The sequence below is a fragment of the Rhizobium redzepovicii genome (genome assembly GCF_019793435.1).
Lineage (GTDB): Bacteria > Pseudomonadota > Alphaproteobacteria > Rhizobiales > Rhizobiaceae > Rhizobium > Rhizobium redzepovicii.
Genome location: NZ_JAILYH010000012.1, coordinates 24,227 through 41,887, shown reverse-complemented (window position 1 = coordinate 41,887; position 17,661 = coordinate 24,227). Strand labels below are relative to the sequence as shown.

The 17,661-nt window shown below is 64.4% G+C and carries 16 protein-coding genes; 12 read left to right on the top strand and 4 right to left on the bottom strand.

The window, feature by feature from the left end; genetic code table 11:
• Nucleotides 1-110 precede the first annotated feature (110 nt).
• From K6N12_RS19695 to K6N12_RS19670, 6 genes are read left to right on the top strand one after another with little or no spacing between them, the layout of a single operon-like run.
• Nucleotides 111-1,697: an aromatic amino acid lyase gene (locus K6N12_RS19695; protein WP_097624635.1), complete on the top strand. Its 1,587-nt coding sequence runs from the start codon at nucleotides 111-113 to the stop codon at nucleotides 1,695-1,697.
• 24 nt (nucleotides 1,698-1,721) lie between these two features.
• Nucleotides 1,722-3,101 carry a hydantoin-5-propionate amidohydrolase gene (locus K6N12_RS19690; protein ID WP_097624634.1) on the top strand — a complete coding sequence of 460 codons (1,380 nt, stop codon included), beginning with the start codon at nucleotides 1,722-1,724 and terminating at the stop codon, nucleotides 3,099-3,101.
• Entirely contained in the window at nucleotides 3,098-4,378 is a 1,281-nt protein-coding gene (locus K6N12_RS19685; RefSeq protein ID WP_097624633.1) for a Zn-dependent hydrolase, read from the top strand. Before K6N12_RS19690 ends, K6N12_RS19685 begins: the two co-directional genes overlap by 4 nt.
• Nucleotides 4,359-5,456 (top strand): thiohydantoin desulfurase, encoded by a 1,098-nt coding sequence (locus K6N12_RS19680; RefSeq protein WP_097624632.1) that lies wholly within the window; start codon nucleotides 4,359-4,361, stop codon nucleotides 5,454-5,456. Before K6N12_RS19685 ends, K6N12_RS19680 begins: the two co-directional genes overlap by 20 nt.
• Before the next feature lie 3 nt (nucleotides 5,457-5,459).
• Nucleotides 5,460-5,789, top strand: a complete 330-nt coding sequence (locus tag K6N12_RS19675) for a TfoX/Sxy family protein (protein ID WP_097624631.1) — start codon at nucleotides 5,460-5,462, stop codon at nucleotides 5,787-5,789.
• A 33-nt stretch (nucleotides 5,790-5,822) separates the two neighbouring features.
• Nucleotides 5,823-7,484: a thiourocanate hydratase gene (locus K6N12_RS19670; protein ID WP_097624630.1), complete on the top strand. Its 1,662-nt coding sequence runs from the start codon at nucleotides 5,823-5,825 to the stop codon at nucleotides 7,482-7,484.
• A gap of 17 nt (nucleotides 7,485-7,501) precedes the next feature.
• Here K6N12_RS19670 and K6N12_RS19665 read toward each other — a convergent pair whose 3' ends face one another.
• Both K6N12_RS19665 and K6N12_RS19660 read right to left on the bottom strand, forming a co-directional pair.
• Nucleotides 7,502-7,888, bottom strand: a complete 387-nt coding sequence (locus K6N12_RS19665) for a VOC family protein (RefSeq protein ID WP_097624629.1) — start codon at nucleotides 7,886-7,888, stop codon at nucleotides 7,502-7,504.
• Nucleotides 7,885-9,135 (bottom strand): MFS transporter, encoded by a 1,251-nt coding sequence (locus tag K6N12_RS19660; protein ID WP_097624628.1) that lies wholly within the window; start codon nucleotides 9,133-9,135, stop codon nucleotides 7,885-7,887. The genes K6N12_RS19665 and K6N12_RS19660 overlap by 4 nt, the downstream gene beginning before the upstream one ends.
• Before the next feature lie 91 nt (nucleotides 9,136-9,226).
• Here K6N12_RS19660 and K6N12_RS19655 point away from each other — a divergent pair, with 91 nt between their 5' ends.
• On the top strand, nucleotides 9,227-10,102 hold the full coding sequence (locus K6N12_RS19655; RefSeq protein ID WP_131710685.1) for a LysR family transcriptional regulator: 876 nt from the start codon (nucleotides 9,227-9,229) through the stop codon (nucleotides 10,100-10,102).
• Nucleotides 10,103-10,202: 100 nt separating this feature from the next.
• On the opposite strand, the gene K6N12_RS19650 is transcribed toward K6N12_RS19655, so the two are convergent.
• On the bottom strand, nucleotides 10,203-11,108 hold the full coding sequence (locus K6N12_RS19650) for a LysR family transcriptional regulator (protein ID WP_097624626.1): 906 nt from the start codon (nucleotides 11,106-11,108) through the stop codon (nucleotides 10,203-10,205).
• 125 nt (nucleotides 11,109-11,233) lie between these two features.
• On the opposite strand from K6N12_RS19650, the gene K6N12_RS19645 reads away from it, so the two are divergent.
• The 3 genes from K6N12_RS19645 (at nucleotide 11,234) to coaBC (ending at nucleotide 14,265) form a co-directional block, all read left to right on the top strand.
• Nucleotides 11,234-11,998 (top strand): SDR family oxidoreductase, encoded by a 765-nt coding sequence (locus K6N12_RS19645; RefSeq protein ID WP_097624625.1) that lies wholly within the window; start codon nucleotides 11,234-11,236, stop codon nucleotides 11,996-11,998.
• A gap of 135 nt (nucleotides 11,999-12,133) precedes the next feature.
• A complete protein-coding gene (locus tag K6N12_RS19640; protein WP_097624624.1) occupies nucleotides 12,134-12,883 on the top strand; it encodes an SDR family oxidoreductase in 750 nt (249 codons plus the stop codon).
• 176 nt (nucleotides 12,884-13,059) lie between these two features.
• Nucleotides 13,060-14,265, top strand: coding sequence for a bifunctional phosphopantothenoylcysteine decarboxylase/phosphopantothenate--cysteine ligase CoaBC (gene coaBC / locus K6N12_RS19635; protein ID WP_097624623.1), 1,206 nt, complete (start codon nucleotides 13,060-13,062; stop codon nucleotides 14,263-14,265).
• A 29-nt stretch (nucleotides 14,266-14,294) separates the two neighbouring features.
• Here coaBC and K6N12_RS19630 read toward each other — a convergent pair whose 3' ends face one another.
• Nucleotides 14,295-15,107 carry a class II glutamine amidotransferase gene (locus tag K6N12_RS19630; RefSeq protein ID WP_097624622.1) on the bottom strand — a complete coding sequence of 271 codons (813 nt, stop codon included), beginning with the start codon at nucleotides 15,105-15,107 and terminating at the stop codon, nucleotides 14,295-14,297.
• 507 nt (nucleotides 15,108-15,614) lie between these two features.
• On the opposite strand from K6N12_RS19630, the gene K6N12_RS19625 reads away from it, so the two are divergent.
• Together K6N12_RS19625 and K6N12_RS19620 are read left to right on the top strand one after the other, a co-directional pair.
• Nucleotides 15,615-16,292, top strand: coding sequence for a FadR/GntR family transcriptional regulator (locus K6N12_RS19625; protein WP_097624621.1), 678 nt, complete (start codon nucleotides 15,615-15,617; stop codon nucleotides 16,290-16,292).
• The gene (locus K6N12_RS19620; RefSeq protein ID WP_097624620.1) at nucleotides 16,289-17,581 is read left to right on the top strand and encodes a CynX/NimT family MFS transporter; all 1,293 of its coding nucleotides are present in this window, start codon (nucleotides 16,289-16,291) and stop codon (nucleotides 17,579-17,581) included. Before K6N12_RS19625 ends, K6N12_RS19620 begins: the two co-directional genes overlap by 4 nt.
• Nucleotides 17,582-17,661: the final 80 nt, after the last annotated feature.

Below are 17,661 nucleotides of genomic sequence, written 5' to 3'. Positions count from 1 at the left end.
AGTGTAAGCGGTTTTCGGGCGACATCATGCTCTAGCTCTTTAATTTGGAACGGGATTCAGATTTTCGGCCGGACCGGCCTAAGATCATCCTGTTCTAGGAGATATGGCACATGCAGCACGAACGCCCTGGCATCGAACTTTCCGGACGGCCGCTCGGTTTTGCCGAGATGGTGACGATCGGTGCGGGCAAGGCGACGATTTCGGCTTCGGCCACCGGCATGGCGCGCATCGCCATTGCCCGCGAGATCGTCGAGGATGCGATCGCCTCCGGCATGCCCGTCTACGGCTCGACGACTGGCGTCGGCGCCATGAAGGATGTGGAATGGTCGGCCGACGAACTCGACACCTTCAATCTCGGCCTGGTGCGCGCCCATCATTTCGGCACCGGCACGCCGTTTTCCTGCAATGTCGTCCGCAATGCCATGGCGATCCGCGTCAATACGGCTCTGACCGGCCAGGTCGGCTGCACGCCGGAGTTGATCGAGGCCTATATCACCATGCTGAAAGCCGATCTCATCCCGGTCGTGCGCCGCACCGGCTCGATCGGCTGCGCCGATATCGGCCTGATGGGGCAGATCGGCGCGGTGCTGACCGGGGTCGGCGAAGCGATCTATCGCGGCAACCGCATGCAGGCAGCGGAAGCCTTCCGGGCGGCCGGGCTGGAGCCGGTGCGGATGGCGCCGCGCGACAGCCTCGCCTCGCTCAGCATCAATGCGGTAAGTTTTGCCGCGGCGGCGGAAACGACGCGCAATGCGGCGGCCTCGATCCGGATCCTGCTGGCGACGGCGATGATGGCGGCCGGTGCGCTCGGCGCATCGCGTGATCCGTGGAAGGCGGTCCGCCATGTCGGCACCGCGCGCGAGGCGCTGATCGGCGCCTGGCTCTGCAACGCATCCGATGACTGGAACTGGCCTGTTGCAACGCATGTGCAGGATCCGCTCAGCCTGCGCATGATTGCCCAGGTGTTCGGTGCGGTCATCGAAAACCTGCTATCGACCGGCCACAAAATCCTTGCCGCCACCGGGCGTTCGGACGACAATCCCGTGGTGGTCGAAGGCCGGGTGATGACCTCGGGCGGATCGCTTCCGCTCGACGTGACGATCCTGCTCGAATCGGCCGCCCTCTGCATGGCGCATGCGGCGCGCAACGCCTTCAACCGCTGCGTCATTCTCGGCAACGGCCAGCGGCGCGACCTGCCGGTCAATCTCGTGCCGCCGGGGCGGATCGCCACCGGATTCGGGCCGATCATCAAACTTGCCGGCGAGATTTTTTCGCGCGTGCTGTCGATGTCCAATCCGGTGTCGGCGCAGTCGCTGGTGGTGGCGGCCGGGCTGGAGGACGAGGCGGCGTTCCTGCCGCTGGTCATCGAGCGCTTCGAGCGGCAGATGCAGGCGTTGAAGCGCCTGGCGGCGCTGGAGGCACTGCTCTCCGCCCAGGCGATCGACATCCTCGGCGATGAACCGAAGGGCGTTGCCGCCATGCTCTACGAGGTCGTGCGCAAACATGCGGATTTCTATATCGTGGACCGGCCGCTTTCGGCTGAGGTGGAGGCAATCGAGGAGGAGCTCGGCTCGGACGACTTCCTGTCGAGACTGACTGCACAGGTTCCGATCGCCTCCTTCGACGATTTCTTTGCGCTCGGATCACTGGAGCATATCGAGGAGCGGCTGACCCGCCACGAGGCGCAGGCAATCTGAACTCAGCTTTTTGGAGGAGCCGACATGGACTTCGATCTCGTTCTGCAGGGCACGGTGGTGCTGCCGGACCGCATTGTCGAAGCGGGTTATGTTGCCGTGCGCAACGGCAAGATCGCCGAGGTCGGCCTCGGCGTGCCGCCTGCGGCGCGGGAACGCCACCTGCTCGGCAAAGCACTGATCCTGCCTGGCGCGATCGACGCGCAGGTGCATTCGCTCTCGCAGAAGGACCAGGAGGATTTCATCTGGTCGACGCGGTCGGCAGCGGCCGGCGGCGTGACAACAATCGTCGATATGCCCTATGACGAGGGCGATCTTGTCTGCTCGGCGGCGGCGGTCAAACGCAAGATCGACCATGCCGGGCAGCAGGCGCGCGTCGACTTCGCGCTTTACGGCACCGTCGACCCGGAAGAAGGCCCGGCGCGGATCGGCGAGATGGTCGAGGCCGGCGTTGCGGCGTTCAAATTCTCGACCTTCGGCACCGATCCCAAGCGTTTTCCGCGCATTCCGCCGACCCTGCTCGACGCCTGTTTTGCGGAGATCGCTCCGACCGGGCTGACGGCAGGCGTACACAATGAGGATGACGAGGCGGTGCGCAGCTATATGGCTGAGGTGAAGGCAAGCGGCGTCACCGACTGGCGGGCGCACGGCCTGTCACGGCCGCCGATCACTGAGCTGCTGGCGATGCATACGATCTTCGAGACCGGTGCCGTGACCCACTGCCCGGCGCACGTGGTGCACTGCTCGCTCGGGCGCGGCTACGATATCGCCCGCGCCTATCGCCGCGACGGCTTTGCGGCGACGGTCGAATGCTGCATCCATTATCTGACGCTCGACGAGGAAAACGACGTGAAGCGCCTCGGTGGCAAGGCGAAGATCAATCCGCCGGTGCGGCCGCGCGCCGAGGTGGAGACGCTCTGGCGGAAGGTGGCCGAGGGTGATGTCTGGCTGGTCTCGACCGATCACGTCAGCTGGTCGGAAAACCGCAAGACCAATCCCGACATGCTCGCCAACGCCTCAGGTGTTCCCGGCCTCGAGGTGATGGTGCCGCTCTTCGTCAAAGGCGCCATCGAACGCGGCATTCCCCTGACCTGGGCAGCGCGGCTCATGGCCGAAAATCCGGCCAGGCATTTCCGGCTCGACCATATCAAGGGGGCGCTGACGCCGGGCAAAGATGCCGATATCACCGTGCTCGAACCGAGGGACAGCGTCTATGACGCTGCGGCAAGCGGCAACAATGTCGTCGGCTGGAGCCCTTACAACGGCATTCGCCTGCCCTGGACCGTTTCCGCCACCTATCTCAGGGGTGAAAAGATCGCCGAAGGCGGCAAGGTGCTGGCCGAGCCCGGCAGCGGACGGTTCGTGCGGCCGTTGCCGCGCCAGGTCATTGCGGGAACGGATGCATGAACCGAAATCTTCCCATCAATGCCGGCCGTATCGCCAGGGATATCGAGGCGCTGGCCGCGATTACCGAGCCGGGGCACCCCTGGACGCGGCGGGCCTTCTCACCGCTCTTTCTCGAAGGCCGGGCCTATATCGAAGCGAAGATGAAGGCGGCGGGACTGGAAACGCGGATCGATGCCGCCGGCAATCTGATCGGCCGGCGCACGGGCCGCAAGCCCTGGCTCGGCACGATCATGGTCGGTTCGCATTCCGACACGGTGCCGGACGGCGGCCGCTTCGACGGCGTTGCCGGGGTGGTCTCGGCGCTGGAAGTGGCGCGTGCGCTGAGCGACCAGGCGATCGAACTCGACCACGATCTGGAGATCGTCGACTTCCTTGCCGAGGAGGTTAGCATCTTCGGCGTCTCTTGCATCGGCAGCCGCGGGATGACCGGGCAATTGCCGGAAGCCTGGCTTTCCCGCGTCAGTGGCGGTCTCGACCTTGCCGAGGGCATCGCTGAGATGGGCGGCGAGCCCGGCGTGCTGGCGCAGCAGAAGCGGCCGGATCTCGCCGGCTTTCTCGAGCTTCATATCGAGCAAGGACCGGTGCTCGAAGCCGAAAGAGAGGATATCGGCATCGTCACCGCGATTGCAGGCATTACCCGCATCGAGATCACCGTCGAGGGACGGGCCGATCATGCCGGCACGACGCCGATGGACCGGCGGGCGGATGCGCTGGTGGCAGCCTCGCAGCTGGTGCTCGACATTCGCAACGCCGCGGCTGAGCTCTCCAAAACGCCGGGCCACTTCGCGGCGACGGTCGGTGAATTCAGGATCGAGCCGAATGCCGCCAATGTCGTGCCGTCGAAAGTGGTGCTGCTGATCGATGGCCGCGCCGAGATTCGTGCCGACATGGAGGCCTTCTGCCGCTGGCTCGATGGCCATGTCGAAAAGCTGGCCACCCCCTATGGCGTCACGATCGAGACGCCGAACCGGGTCTCCGACAATATGCCGACGCCGGGCGATGCCGGCCTGCTTTCGACATTGGAGACTGCCTGCCAACGCGTCGGCGCCAAACATCGGCGCATGGCCTCCGGCGCGGGACACGATACGGCCTGGATCGCCAAGGTGGCGCCGGCGGCGATGATCTTCGTGCCCTGCCGGGGAGGACGCAGCCATTGCCCCGACGAACGGGCGGAAAATGACGATATTGCGCTCGGCGCCGCCGTGCTGTTCGAGGCGGTGCGCGAGATGGACACGGATTTGACGCGGGAGAAGACCGATGGGACGCATACTGGTTGAGAAGGACGTGGAAGCCGCGGTCAAGGGCGGCTCCGTCTATGCCGCCGGTGGCGGCGGCTGGGCCGATCACGGGCGGATGCTCGGTTATGCCGCCGTCAATGTCGGCAAGCCCGAGCTGGTCTCGATCGACGAGTTGAAGGACGAGGAGTGGATCGCCACCGCGGCTGCGATCGGCGCGCCGGCCTCCACCACCCCCTGGGAAATGCAGGGCATCGATTATGTGAAGGCGGTGCAATTGCTGCAGGAGGCACTCGGCGAAAAGCTTTCCGGGCTGATCATCGGCCAGAACGGCAAATCCTCGACGCTGAACGGCTGGCTGCCGTCAGCGATCCTCGGTACCAAGGTGGTCGACGCGGTCGGGGATATCCGCGCCCATCCCACCGGCGACATGGGCTCGATCGGCATGGCCGGCTCGCCGGAGCAGATGATCCAGACCGCGGTCGGCGGCAATCGGGCCGAAAGCCGCTATATCGAACTGGTGGTGAAGGGCGCGACCGCGAAGATCTCGCCGGTGCTGCGCGCCGCCGCCGATCAATCCGGCGGCTTCATCGCCAGTTGCCGCAATCCGCTCAGAGCCTCCTATGTCCGCAGCCATGCGGCGCTCGGCGGCATTTCGATGGCACTTTCGCTCGGTGAGGCGATCATCGCGGCGGAGAAGAAGGGCGGATCTGATGTCATCGACGCGATCTGCAAGACGACGGGCGGACATATTCTTGCCGAAGGAATCATTACCCGCAAGGAGGTCGTCTACACCAAGGAAGCCTTCGACATCGGCACGATCACCGTCGGCGCGGGCGAAAAGTCGGTGACGCTGCATGTGATGAACGAATATATGGCGGTGGACGATGCGGATGGCGGGCGGCTTGCCACCTTTCCCGCGGTCATCACCACGCTTTCACCACAGGGCGAGCCGCTCAGCGTCGGCCAGCTCAAGGAGGGCATGCGGGTGTTCATCCTGCATGTGCCGATGGATATCATTCCGCTGTCGGCAAGCGTGCTCGATCCGACCGTCTATCCCGTCGTCGAAAAGGCGATGGGGATCGAGATCGCCCGCTATGCACTGGCGACGAAGGCCTGAGCCATGGCGCGCGATCGGGGTCTCGAAGAACTGATGCGTGAGGAACTCGGCGATCGGCCGGGTCTTGCCGAAAAATCGATGTTCGGCGGCTGGGCCTTCATGCTGAACGGCAATCTTCTCTGCTGCGCACGCCATGACGGCATGCTGATCCGTCTCGGCAAGGGCAATGACGACTGGGCGCTGGCACTGCCAGGCGTGATCCAGATGCTGTCGGGCGAGCGGGTGATGCATGGCTGGGTGCGAGGCGGTGCCGAAGTTTATGGCGACGATACCCTGAGACGGCGTTTGCTCGATGCGGCACTCGCCTATGTGGAATCGCTGCCCAGGAAATAACGAACGAAGGCAGAGCAAAACGAGGAACCCACGATGCCGAAGGCCAATCCACGTCATCCGAAATTTCCGATTCCCGGCGGGCCGGAACTGCGCGCCAAGGGCTGGCGGCAGGAGGCGCTGCTGCGGCTGCTCGAAAACGTGCTCTCCGTCGGCGAGGACCCCGACAATCTGATCGTCTACGCCGCGCTCGGCAAGGCGGCCCGCAACTGGGCGGCGCATAGGGGCATCGTCAAAGCGCTGACCGAGATGGACGAGGACCAGACGCTGCTCATCCAGTCCGGCAAGCCGATCGGCCTCGTTCGAACGCATGCCAAGGCGCCGCTGGTCATCATGGCGAACTGCAATATCGTCGGGCAATGGGCAAAGGCTGAAGTATTCTACGAGCTGCAGCGCAAGGGGTTGATCTGCTGGGGCGGGCTGACGGCCGGCGCCTGGCAATATATCGGCAGCCAGGGCGTCATCCAGGGCACCTACGAGATCTTCATGCGCATTGCCGAGCGGCGCTTCGGCGGCGATCTCCTCGGCCGGTTCGTGCTGACGGCCGGCCTCGGCGGCATGGGCGGGGCGCAACCTCTCGCCGGCCGCATGGCAGGGGCTGCAATCCTCTGCATCGACATCGATCCGGAGCGCGCCCGCAAGCGCCAGCAGATCGGCTATCTCCAGGAAATCGCTCCCGATCTCGATACCGCCCTTCAGATGATCGATGCAGCGGTGAAGGACAAGCGGGCGCTGTCCGTCGGCCTCGTCGGCAATGCGGCGGAGGTCTATCCCGAGATCGCCCGGCGCGGCATCGTGCCCGACATCGTCACCGACCAGACCTCGGCGCATGACCTCGTCTACGGTTACGTGCCGAAGGGTATGAGCCTCGATCAGGTCAAGGGTCTGCGCGACGACGGCCAGGGGCAGTTGATGGCGGCAAGCCGGGCCTCGATCGTCGAGCATGTGACGGCGATGCTGGAATTCCAGAAGCGTGGCTCGGAGGTCTTCGACAACGGCAATCTCATCCGCACGCAGGCCCGCGAGGGCGGTGTCGCCAATGCCTTCGACATTCCGATCTTCACCGAAGCCTATCTCAGGCCGCTCTTTGCCCGGGCGATCGGCCCGTTCCGCTGGATGGCTCTGTCAGGCGAGGAGAGCGATATCGCCCGGATCGACGATCTGCTGCTCGAGATGTTTCCCGATAACAAGATCATCACCAACTGGATCCGGCTGGCGCGCGAGCATGTGCCCTTCGAGGGGCTGCCGGCCCGCATCGCCTGGCTCGGCCACGGCGAACGCACCGCACTCGCAAGGCGCGTCAACACGCTGGTTGCGAGCGGCGAACTCAAAGGCCCGGTCGCCTTCTCCCGCGACCATCTCGACGCCGGCGCCATGGCGCATCCGAATATCATGACCGAGGGCATGAAGGACGGCTCCGACGCAATCGCCGACTGGCCGCTGATCGATGCGATGATGCTCTGCTCGTCGATGGCCGATCTGGTCGTCATCCATTCCGGCGGCGGCGGCTATGCCGGCTACATGACGAGCTGCGGCGTCACCGTGGTCGCCGACGGCACGGATGCCGCCGACGAACGGCTCGACCATGCGCTGACCAACGATACGGCGCTTGGCGTCATGCGTTACGCCGATGCCGGTTACGAGGAGGCGCTGGATGAGGTGGCGAAGAAGGACGTGCCCTATATCCGGCTCGGTTGATGTGCGGGAGGCCGACGTCAGGCAATCAGATTGGAGACCTCGAGGAGGTTGCCGTCGGGGTCCCTGAAATAGACCGAGCGCAAACGCCCGGTCGCGCCGGTGCGCTCGACCGGACCCTCTTCGATGGCAACGCCTAAGGCCTCCAGATGGGCGATGACATCGGCAAGCTGAGTGTCGGCGATGAAGCAGAGGTCGCCGGAGCCGGGTGTGGGTTGCCTTGCCTTGGGATCGAATTCGTGGCCGGCATGGTGCAGATTAATCTTCTGCCCGCCGAATTTCAGTGCTTTACGGCCTTCAGCAAAGGTTTCGACCGACATGCCGAGGATGCGGGAATAAAAGTCGCAGCTGATGGCGATATCGGCGACGGTCAGCACGAGATGGTCAAGCCGGTCTATGCGGATCATGCTTTTCTCCTCGCGAGGTGCTGCGCAAGACAGGCGGAGACAAAGGCCAGCGCCAGCATGGCAAGCGTGAAGATAACGACGGCGGCCCAGCCTTCAACCGCGAAGAACCAGCCGCCCGCCGAACCCATGAGGCTGGAGCCGACATAATAGGCGAGCATATAGAGCGACGAGGCGTGCCCTTTGGTGCCATGTGCCAGCTTGCCGACAAGGCCGCTGGCGATCGAATGGCTCATGAAGAAGCCGGTCGTGAGCACGATGATACCGAGGATAATCGCCGGGAGCGAGGCAAAGAGCGTCAGCGCGCTGCCGGCGGCCGTGAGTGCCAGACCGAAGAGAAGCACGGAAAAGTGCCCGATCCGGTCTCCCAACAGGCCGCCGATCGAGGAGGCGCCGATGCCGAAGAGGTAGACGGTGAAGATCAGGCCGAGTTCGGTCTGGTTGAGGCCGTAGGGCGGCGCCACCAGGCGGAAGCCGGCATAATTGTAGATCGTCACAAAGGAGCCCATCGCCAGGAAGGCGATGGCGAAGATGAAGGGCAGCGCCGGATTGCGGAGATGGCCGAGCCAGGCCTTTGCATGAAAGCGTGGGTCGAAGCCCGGCCGGCGGACGAAATTGCGTGACGGTGGCAAGAGGGCGATGAAGCCGATCGCGGCGGCAAGGCCGATGGCGCCGATGATGAAGAGCGCCGGACGCCAGGTGAGATATTCGGCGAAGATGCCTGTCAGCACGCGGCCGGACATGCCGCCGAAGGCCGTGCCGCCGACATAGAGGCCCATGGTGGCGCCAAGGCCGCGCGGATCGATTTCCTCGGCGAGATAGGCCATGGCAACGGCCGGCACACCACCGAGAACAAGGCCCTGAAGCGCGCGGATGACGAGCAGCAGATGCCAGTTCGGGGCAAAGGCGGTGGCAATGGTCAGCAATGCCGCCCCGACCAGCGATATCGACATCAGGCTGCGGCGGCCGAGACCTTCCGAGACGGCGGCGGCGCAGACGATGGCGACCGCCAGGAAACCGGTGGAGAGCGAAAGGGACAGCGAGCTTTCGGCCGGGCTGACAGCGAATTCCTGCGAGAAGATCGGCAGCAGCGGCTGGACGCAATAGAGCAGCGAGAAGGTGGCGAAGCCGGAAAGGAAGAGTGCCAGGCTGGCGCGGCGATAGGCGCCGGCGCCACGGGTCAGGTAGTGCTTCTGCCCTGGGGTCGCAGCTGTCTCGGAGGTCTTCACTGCATGCACTGACGTCGGCACATCTTCATCCTTCCAGCCTCCGATCTAGTCAAAGCGCCTCCATTTGTCCAATATATGAGACCGTCGATTCCGATAGGTTTTGGAGATAGTGATGGAGCTGCGGCATCTCAGGTATTTTCTGGCGGTGGCGGAAGAGGGCAATTTCACCCGTGCCGCCGGCAAGCTCGGCATCGGGCAGCCGCCGCTCAGCCAGCAGATCCGCGACCTGGAGAGGGAAGTGGGTGCGGCGCTGTTTCACCGTGTGCCGCACGGCGCCGAATTGACGGCAGCGGGCGCGGCCTTCCTTGGCGAGGCAAAGGCGTCGCTGGTGGCAGCTGAGAAGGCGAAGCTTGCGGCGCAAAGCGCCAATCGCGGCGAGACCGGCCGGCTGTCGCTCGGCTTCACCGCATCCTCCGCCTTCAACCCCGTGGTCAGCACGACGATTCGACTGTTTCGCGCACGCTGGCCGGAGGTTCGGCTGTCGTTGACGGAAATGAATACGCTGGCGTTGATGCAGAAGCTGGAACGCGGCGAGCTCGACGCCACCTTCATGCGCCCCAGCCTGGACGATCCCGCCGGCATCCGGCTGCGGCGGCTGCCGGACGAGCCGATGGTGATCGCCCTGCCCGCCAGCCATCCTCTGGCAAGACATCGCAGCCTGCCGCTTGCAATGCTGGCGGACGAACCCTTCATCCTCTTTCCCCGGCTCGTGGGCTTGAGCCTCTACGACGATGTCGTGCTCGCCTGCCGCAAGGCGGGATTCGAGCTGACCGTGGCGCAGGAGGCGCCGCAGATTTCCTCGGTCGTCAATCTGGTGGCGGCCGATCTCGGCGTCTCGATCGTGCCGGCCTCGATTTCGCGGATCAAGCTCGAAGGTGTGACCTACCGGCCGATCGAGGGGCCTCCGGCCGTGGCGCGCCTGGCGCTGGCAATCCTGAAAACACATCGCTCGCCGGTCACCGAGAACCTGATGAGCCTGCTGAGCTAAAGCGCGTCGCGATCTTTCAGATTCGCTCTTCGCGCTTTAGGTCTTTGTTTTTGCGCATGTCGTTGTCGCAAAACCGCTGCACACTTTTGCGCGACATGCTCTAGCCCGCCGGATCCCAATAGGGCGGATCGCCAAAACTCTTCTTCAGGTGATCGGCGATGGCACGGAGCTTGGCGGAGGGGTTTCGGCCCTCGGGATGCGCCATATAGATGAATTCGGCCTCCGGCTTGTGACCGACATCGATTTCGGCAAGCCGGCCCTCGCGGATGGCCGGGCCGGCGATGAAGGCGGGCAGCAGCGCAATGCCGAGGCCGGCAATCGCGGCGTCGCGGAGCATGTCGCCATTGTTGATGCCGAGCGCCAGTTTCGCACGGACGACGATCGCACCCTCCGGCGTCTGGAAGCGCCAGTCGGCAACGCCGCGATTGGTGTAGAAGATGCCGCGATGGCTGTTAAGATCGGCCAGCGACGACGGAATTCCCTGGCGGGCGAGATAATCCGGTGAGGCACAGAGAAGACGGCGGCTTCGCGTGAGGTTCCAGGCGACCAGCCGGCTATCGGCGATCGGACCATTGCGGATAATGGCATCATAGCCGTCCGAAGCGGCATCCACCCGCCGATCATCGATATCGAGGGTCAGTTCGATCTCGGGATGTTTGGCGAGAAAGGGATAGAGCGCCGGGCCGAGATGCATGCGGCCAAAGGTGACGGGGGCGGCGATGCGGATCGGGCCTGACAGCGTTCCGCGCCGCTCCGCCATATCGGCCGCGGCCTCCTCGATCTCGCGCACGATGCGCGCAGCCCGCTCCAGGAAGACCGTGCCATCCTCGGTCAAAGTAAGCTTGCGGGTCGTTCGGTGCAGCAGGATGCCGCCGAGCGACTTCTCCAGCTCGGCCAACCTTTCGCTGACGACGGATTTGGACAGCCGAAGACGCCGGGCCGCCTCGCTGACCGAGCCTGCCTCGACCACGGCGACAAAAGCCGCAATGCCTTCTATCCTGATCATCGTTCGGTCTTTCCGAATTCGAATTCCCCGATCTGGAGACTAATCCGAACGAAAGGAAAATGCCATCTTCCATTCAACGGAAGGGACGGCAAGGGCCGCCTCACCTCAACACAGGAGATGGAACCATGAACCGCTTGAACAACAAGGTCGCGATCGTCACCGGCGCAAGCTCCGGCATTGGCCGGGCCACGGCAAAACTCTTCGCCGCCGAAGGCGCCAAGGTCGTCGTCGGCGCCCGCCGTCAAGGCGAACTTGACAGCCTCGTTGCGGAGATCAAGGCGGAGGGCGGCGATGCCGTCGCCATTGCCGGCGACGTGCGCTCGGAAGATTATCACAAGGCGCTGGTCGCCGCCGCCGTGAGAAATTACGGCAAGCTCGATATCGCCTTCAACAATGCCGGCACGCTCGGCGAAGCCGGTGCGAGCACCGCCGTTTCCGAAGCGGGCTTCAGCGAGGCGCTGGCGATCAATCTGACGGCCTCCTTCCTCGCCGCCAAGCACCAGATCGGGGCGATGGTGGAAAATGGCGGCGGCTCGGTGATCTTCACCTCGACCTTCGTCGGCTACAGCTTCGCCTTCCCGGGGGTTGCCGCCTATGCCGCCAGCAAATCCGGCCTGATCGGCCTGACACAGGCGCTTGCCGCCGAATTCGGACAGCAGGGCGTGCGCGTCAATGCCATCCTGCCGGGTGCGGTCGATACCGACATGTATCGGGACATGAACGATACGCCTGAGAAGCAGGCCTTCGTCACCAATCTGCATGCGCTGAAGCGTGTCGCAACACCCGAAGAACTTGCCCGCTCGGTCCTCTACCTCGCCTCCGACGATGCAAGCTTCGTCACCGGTACGGCGTCGCTGGTCGACGGCGGCGCTTCGATCACCCGCACCTGAGGCGGCGCGGCGCGGTTATCCGCTGCGGGTTGATGATCCTTCAACGCGCCGGCTTATCGCGCCGCCTTTTTCAGAGCATTCTCGCATTGAACAAGAACGGGCCACGCCCCAACATTCGGTCAAAGGAACTTCATCATGTCACGCCTGCAGAACAAGACAGCCCTCATCACCGGCGGCACCAGTGGCATCGGCCTCGAGACCACCCGCCAGTTCATCGCTGAAGGTGCCCGCGTCGTCGTTACCGGCAGCAGCGCGGCAAGCGTCGAGGCGGCCCGCGCCGAATTCGGCAGCAAAGCCACCGTCATCCAGGCCGATGCCGGCAATGCGGTCGGCCAGAAGGCCGTCGCCGATAGCGTGAGAGAGACTTTCGGCACGCTCGACATCCTCTTCGTCAACGCCGGGGTCGCCGAATTCGGGCCGCTGGAACAGTGGAGCGAAGCCGCCTTCGACAAGTCGGTTGATATCAACGTTAAGGGCCCATTCTTCCTGATTCAGGCGTTGCTGCCGATTTTTTCGAAGCAGGCTGCGATCGTGCTCAACACTTCGATCAACGCCCATATTGGCATGCCGAATTCCAGCGTCTATTCGCTGACGAAGGGTGCGCTGCTGACGCTTGCCAAGACATTGTCGGGCGAACTCATCGGCCGCGGCATCCGCGTCAACGCCGTCAGCCCCGGTCCGATCGCCACGCCGCTCTACAGCAAGCTCGGCGCTTCGCAAGCCCAATCGGAGTCGATGACTGCGCAGATCCAGGCCCAGATTCCCGTCGGCCGTTTCGGAACCCCCGGCGAAGTCGCCAAGACGATCGTTTTCCTCGCCTCCGATGAGGCGGCCTATATCGTCGGCAGCGAACTCATCATCGACGGCGGGATGAGCAACCTCTGACCCACGAGTGCGGCGGAGACTGGCTGCCGCCGCAGCTTGCCCGCCTCGGCATGGCGATCGCGATCGTCATGCGGCGGCTTCCGGAGTAGCTCCGATGCCTGTCGCCCTCGCGATTGCATGTTCTCCGCCAAAGGCTTAGGGTCGGGACCGGTCAATAAGGCGACGGGAAGAAAGCCATGGCTCTCAGCGGCAAACGCATCCTCCTCATCATCTCCGGCGGCATCGCCGCCTATAAGAGCCTGGATCTGATCCGCCGGCTGCGCGAGCGCGGCGCCAGCGTGCGCCCGGTGATGACCAAGGGGGCCCAGGAATTCGTCACGCCGCTGGCCGTCGGCGCGCTGGCGGCTGACCATGTTTTCCTCGATCTGTTTTCGCGTGAAGACGAGCAGGATGTTGGCCACATCAGGCTGGCGCGCGACTGCGACCTCGTGCTGATTGCCCCGGCCACCGCCGACCTGATGGCGAAGATGGCAAACGGGCTGGCCGACGATCTCGCCTCGACCGTGCTTTTGGCGACGGAGAGGCCGGTGCTCGCGGCACCGGCGATGAACCCCAGAATGTGGGCGCATCCGGCGACGCGGCGCAATGCGGCGCTGCTCCGGGCAGACGGCATCCGCTTCGTCGGGCCGATGGCCGGCGAGATGGCCGAAAGCCGCGAGGCCGGGCTCGGCCGGATGGCGGAGCCGCTGGAGATCGTCGCGGCCGCCGAAACCATGCTCGACGACGGGGAGAAACCGCTGAAGGGACGCAAGGCGATCGTCACCTCAGGCCCGACGCATGAGCCGATCGACCCGGTGCGTTATATCGCCAACCGCTCCTCCGGTCGGCAGGGGCATGCGATCGCCGCCGCCCTTGCCAAACTGGGAGCCGAGGTGACGCTGGTCTCGGGGCCCGTGACGATTGCCGACCCTGTCGGCGTCAACACCGTGCATGTCGAACGGGCGGAGGAAATGCGCGACGCCGTGCTGGCGGCGCTGCCGGCCGACATCGCCGTCATGGTCGCGGCTGTGGCCGATTGGCGGGTGGCCTCGGCCGCCGACCAGAAGCTGAAGAAACATCCGGGCGAATCCATACCGACGCTGGCGCTGACCGAGAACCCCGATATCCTCAAAACCGTCGGCCATCATACGATGCGGCCGAAGCTGGTGATCGGCTTTGCCGCCGAGACGCAGGACGTCGAAAGCAATGCAAAGACGAAACTCGAGCGGAAGGGCGCCGACATGATCGTCGCCAATGACGTCTCGCCCGCCACCGGCATCATGGGCGGCAGCCGCAACAGCGTCAAACTCATTCGCCGCGACGGCGTCGAGCAATGGCCTGATCTGGCGAAGGAAGAGGTTGCCGAAAGGCTCGCGGCGCTGATCGCCAAGCAACTGAGCTAATCGCCTGCGGCTCCGCTGCTGCCAGGCGTTTAGGCAGGAATGGCCACGCGCTGGGGCTTTGCGGCACTCCGCTTCTCCGGCCGGAAGTCGGCGACATTGATGCCATCTTTACCGACGGTGACGGCGCTGCCATCGGGAATTTCCGCCCAGGCATCGACATCGTCGTTCAACGGCTCGGAGACGAGGCAATAGCCGGCGCTTGCAGGTGAGGCATAAAGCGTCGGCGCCTTGCGATCGGTGGCATAGCGGATCGCATAGAGCGTCTTGCCGTCGGAGAAGGCGGCAGTAAAGCGCAGCACAATCGAGCCGAGGATGCTTTCGGCCAGATCCTCGACAAAACCGACCATCTGGGCCATCGCAGCGATCGGCGCCTCGCGCAGGCCGAATTGCAGCGCCAGCAGAAACATCAGCTCGGAATCGGTCGTGCCGCCGCGGGCGTTGAACAACTCGTCGTCGAGCATCGCTTCCATCGGCCGGCGCAGGCGCTCGAATCCTGAAATCTGGCCGTTGTGCATGAAGGACCAGGTGTCATGCGTGAAGGGGTGGCAATTGTCGCGGCGCGTGCCGCCGCCGGTGGCGGCGCGGACATGGGCGAGAAAGAGTGGCGAGCGGATCTGCCGCGCCAGGCTCTTCAGATTGCAATCCGACCAAGCCGGCAGGATATCGCGGTAGCGGCCGGGCTCGGGCCTGTCGCCATACCAGGCGATGCCGAAACCGTCGCCATTGGTCGCCGTCTTGGCGCGGGTAGCGCAATGCGACTGCTCGATCAGCGAATGGGCGGGCGAGGATACCAGCTCCTCGAGATAGAGAGGGTCTCCGCGATAGGCTGCCCAGCGACACATGGCTTTCTTGCTCCGGACCCCGCCGCCGCACCGGCGGGCATGCTGAAATTGTCTGTCGTCGCGGCTAATAACAGCTTAACGCGCCGCCGATTTGCAAGCGCAAGATGACGGATTCATGACTCTGGCATCTTCAAATTCGGCGAAAGTCTGTGTCCTTTTGTGAACATACGGATTGCCTTGCGGCAGCGCGTTGCACGGATTTGTTCTTGCATCTGAAAAGAATCAGCCTACCTTTGACCGATCAGCAACAGAAAGAAAGGAAGGTGATCCAATGTCTAATGAGATTTCGGACCTCGTAACGGGCATGGGAGAGGTGATGAAAGCGAGGCAGCCCTCGCTGTAATCCCGCCTTCCTGGGGCTGCGTAGACAGCCCGGGCCAGTTTGAGGCCAAACTCATGGAAAGGGTCGCCGAGGCGACCCTTTTTATTGCCCTGATATAAGATCGTTGACGGACCATCGAAATCCCACTACTCATAAAGTCATCAGATGACTTTATGAGTAGTGGGATGCGTGCAATCAGCAGGACCAATCTCGCGGATGATGCCGTCGAGGCGATCCGCAGCGATATTCTCGGCAAACGCTGGGCGGTCGGCGAGAAATTGCCGAATGAAGCCTCGCTGTCTGCCATGCTCTCGGTAAGCCGCGGCACGGTGCGCGAGGCGGTGCGGGTTCTCGTGTCGCAGGGTTATCTCGAAACAAGGCAGGGTTCGGGAACCTATGTGCGGGCGACCAGCGATGCCGGCCGGCCGCTGACCATGGCCCGGCGCGCCAGCCTGCGCGACCAGTTCGAGGCTCGCCTGGCGCTCGACGTCGAGGCCGCGCGGCTGACCGCGCTTCGCAAGACGCCGGAGACGGTTGCCGGGCTTCGCCGGCTGCTTGCCGAACGCGGCAGTTACGACGGCGGCGATCAGGCCGCCTTCATCGAACGCGACCTCGCCTTCCACAAGGCCGTCATCGCCGCTTCGGGCAACCGGGCGATGATCGAGATCTACGATTTCTTCTCGGCCTCGATCGCCGATACCATCGCGGCGACGCTCGGGAAGGATATTCCTGAACCGGATATGCAGGCGCATGCCGATATCGTCGACGCCATCGAAACCGGCGATCCGGACAGGGCGGATTTGGCTGTGCGCCGCTTCATGGCGCCGGTTCTTGCCGCCCTCGACCGGATGATCCTGTCATGAACACGCCTTCCCGCGATCTCGCCGCCACGCTCGACCCATCCGACGAACTGCTGATCGATGCCGAGGCCGGCAGCCTGCCGCCGCCGCAGGCAACACCGGTCCGCGGAGCCGCGGATCGTTTCCTGCTTGGCGCCAGCCTTGTGCTGATCGCCTTCAACCTGCGCCCGGTCTTTTCGAGCGCTTCGGCGCTGCTGCCGGAGATCCGCTCGGAACTTGGTCTCACCGCGCTCGGCGCCAGCCTGCTGACGACGCTGCCGGTCGTCTGCCTCGGCGCATTCTCGCCGCTTGCACCGCGTCTTGCCCAACGCCTCGGTTCCGAACGGACGCTACTCGGCGTCATCCTGCTTCTGACCCTTGGCACCGCTTTGCGCGGGCTCTCCTCCGTACCGCTGCTTTTTATCGGCACGGCGCTGGCAGGCGCCTGCATCGCCGTCGGCAACGTGCTGCTGCCGGGGCTGGTGAAGCGGGATTTTGCCGGGCGCGCCGCGCTGATGACCGGCTTCTACACCATGGCGCTCTGCGCGGGTGCGGCCAGTGCGGCGGGGCTGACACTGCCGATCGAACACGCGCTCGGCGGCTCTCTCCAAGGCGCGCTCGCTATCTGGGCACTGCCGGCGCTCGTCGTCGGGCTGATCTGGCTGCCGCAGGTTCTGCGCAGCGGAGGCAAGGCAAGGCGAAACGGATTTCATGTCAAAGGCCTCTGGCGGGATCGGCTCGCCTGGCAGGTGACGCTGTTCATGGGTCTGCAATCCGCACTTGCCTATTGCGTCTTCGGCTGGCTGGTTCCGATCCTGCGCGAGCGCGGCCTCGACGGCGTCACCGCCGGGGCGATCGTATCGCTCTCGGTGATGGTGCAGGCCGCATCCTGCCTGATCGTGCCGCATATCGCCGTGCGCGGGAAAGACCAGCGGCTGATCAATGCGAGCCTTTGCGGCGTCGCCGTCACGGCCCTGCTCGGCCTGCTCTTTGCGCCGCTGTCGACCGTCTGGCTCTGGGCTGTGCTGCAGGGCATCGGCCAGGGCGGGCTGATCGCGGCGGCGATGACGACGATCGTGCTGCGGTCGCGCGATCCCGATGTCGCCGCCCATCTGTCCGGCATGGCGCAATGCGTCGGTTACCTGCTTGCATCAATCGGCCCGCTCATCGTCGGCCTCATCCGCGGCTGGACCGGCAGCTTTTCCTGGTGCGCCGCCCTCTTCGTCGCGCTTGGGCTCGGAGCCGCGATCAACGGCTGGAAGGCCGGCCGGTCGATCGAGATCGATGTTCATGCCGTGGAGAAGGTGATCTGAGCCCTCACCGGCCCATCACCATCTCTTGATGTCGGTCGCCCGGCCGCGGATGTTACGCTATCTCTAGAGCGCGTCGCATC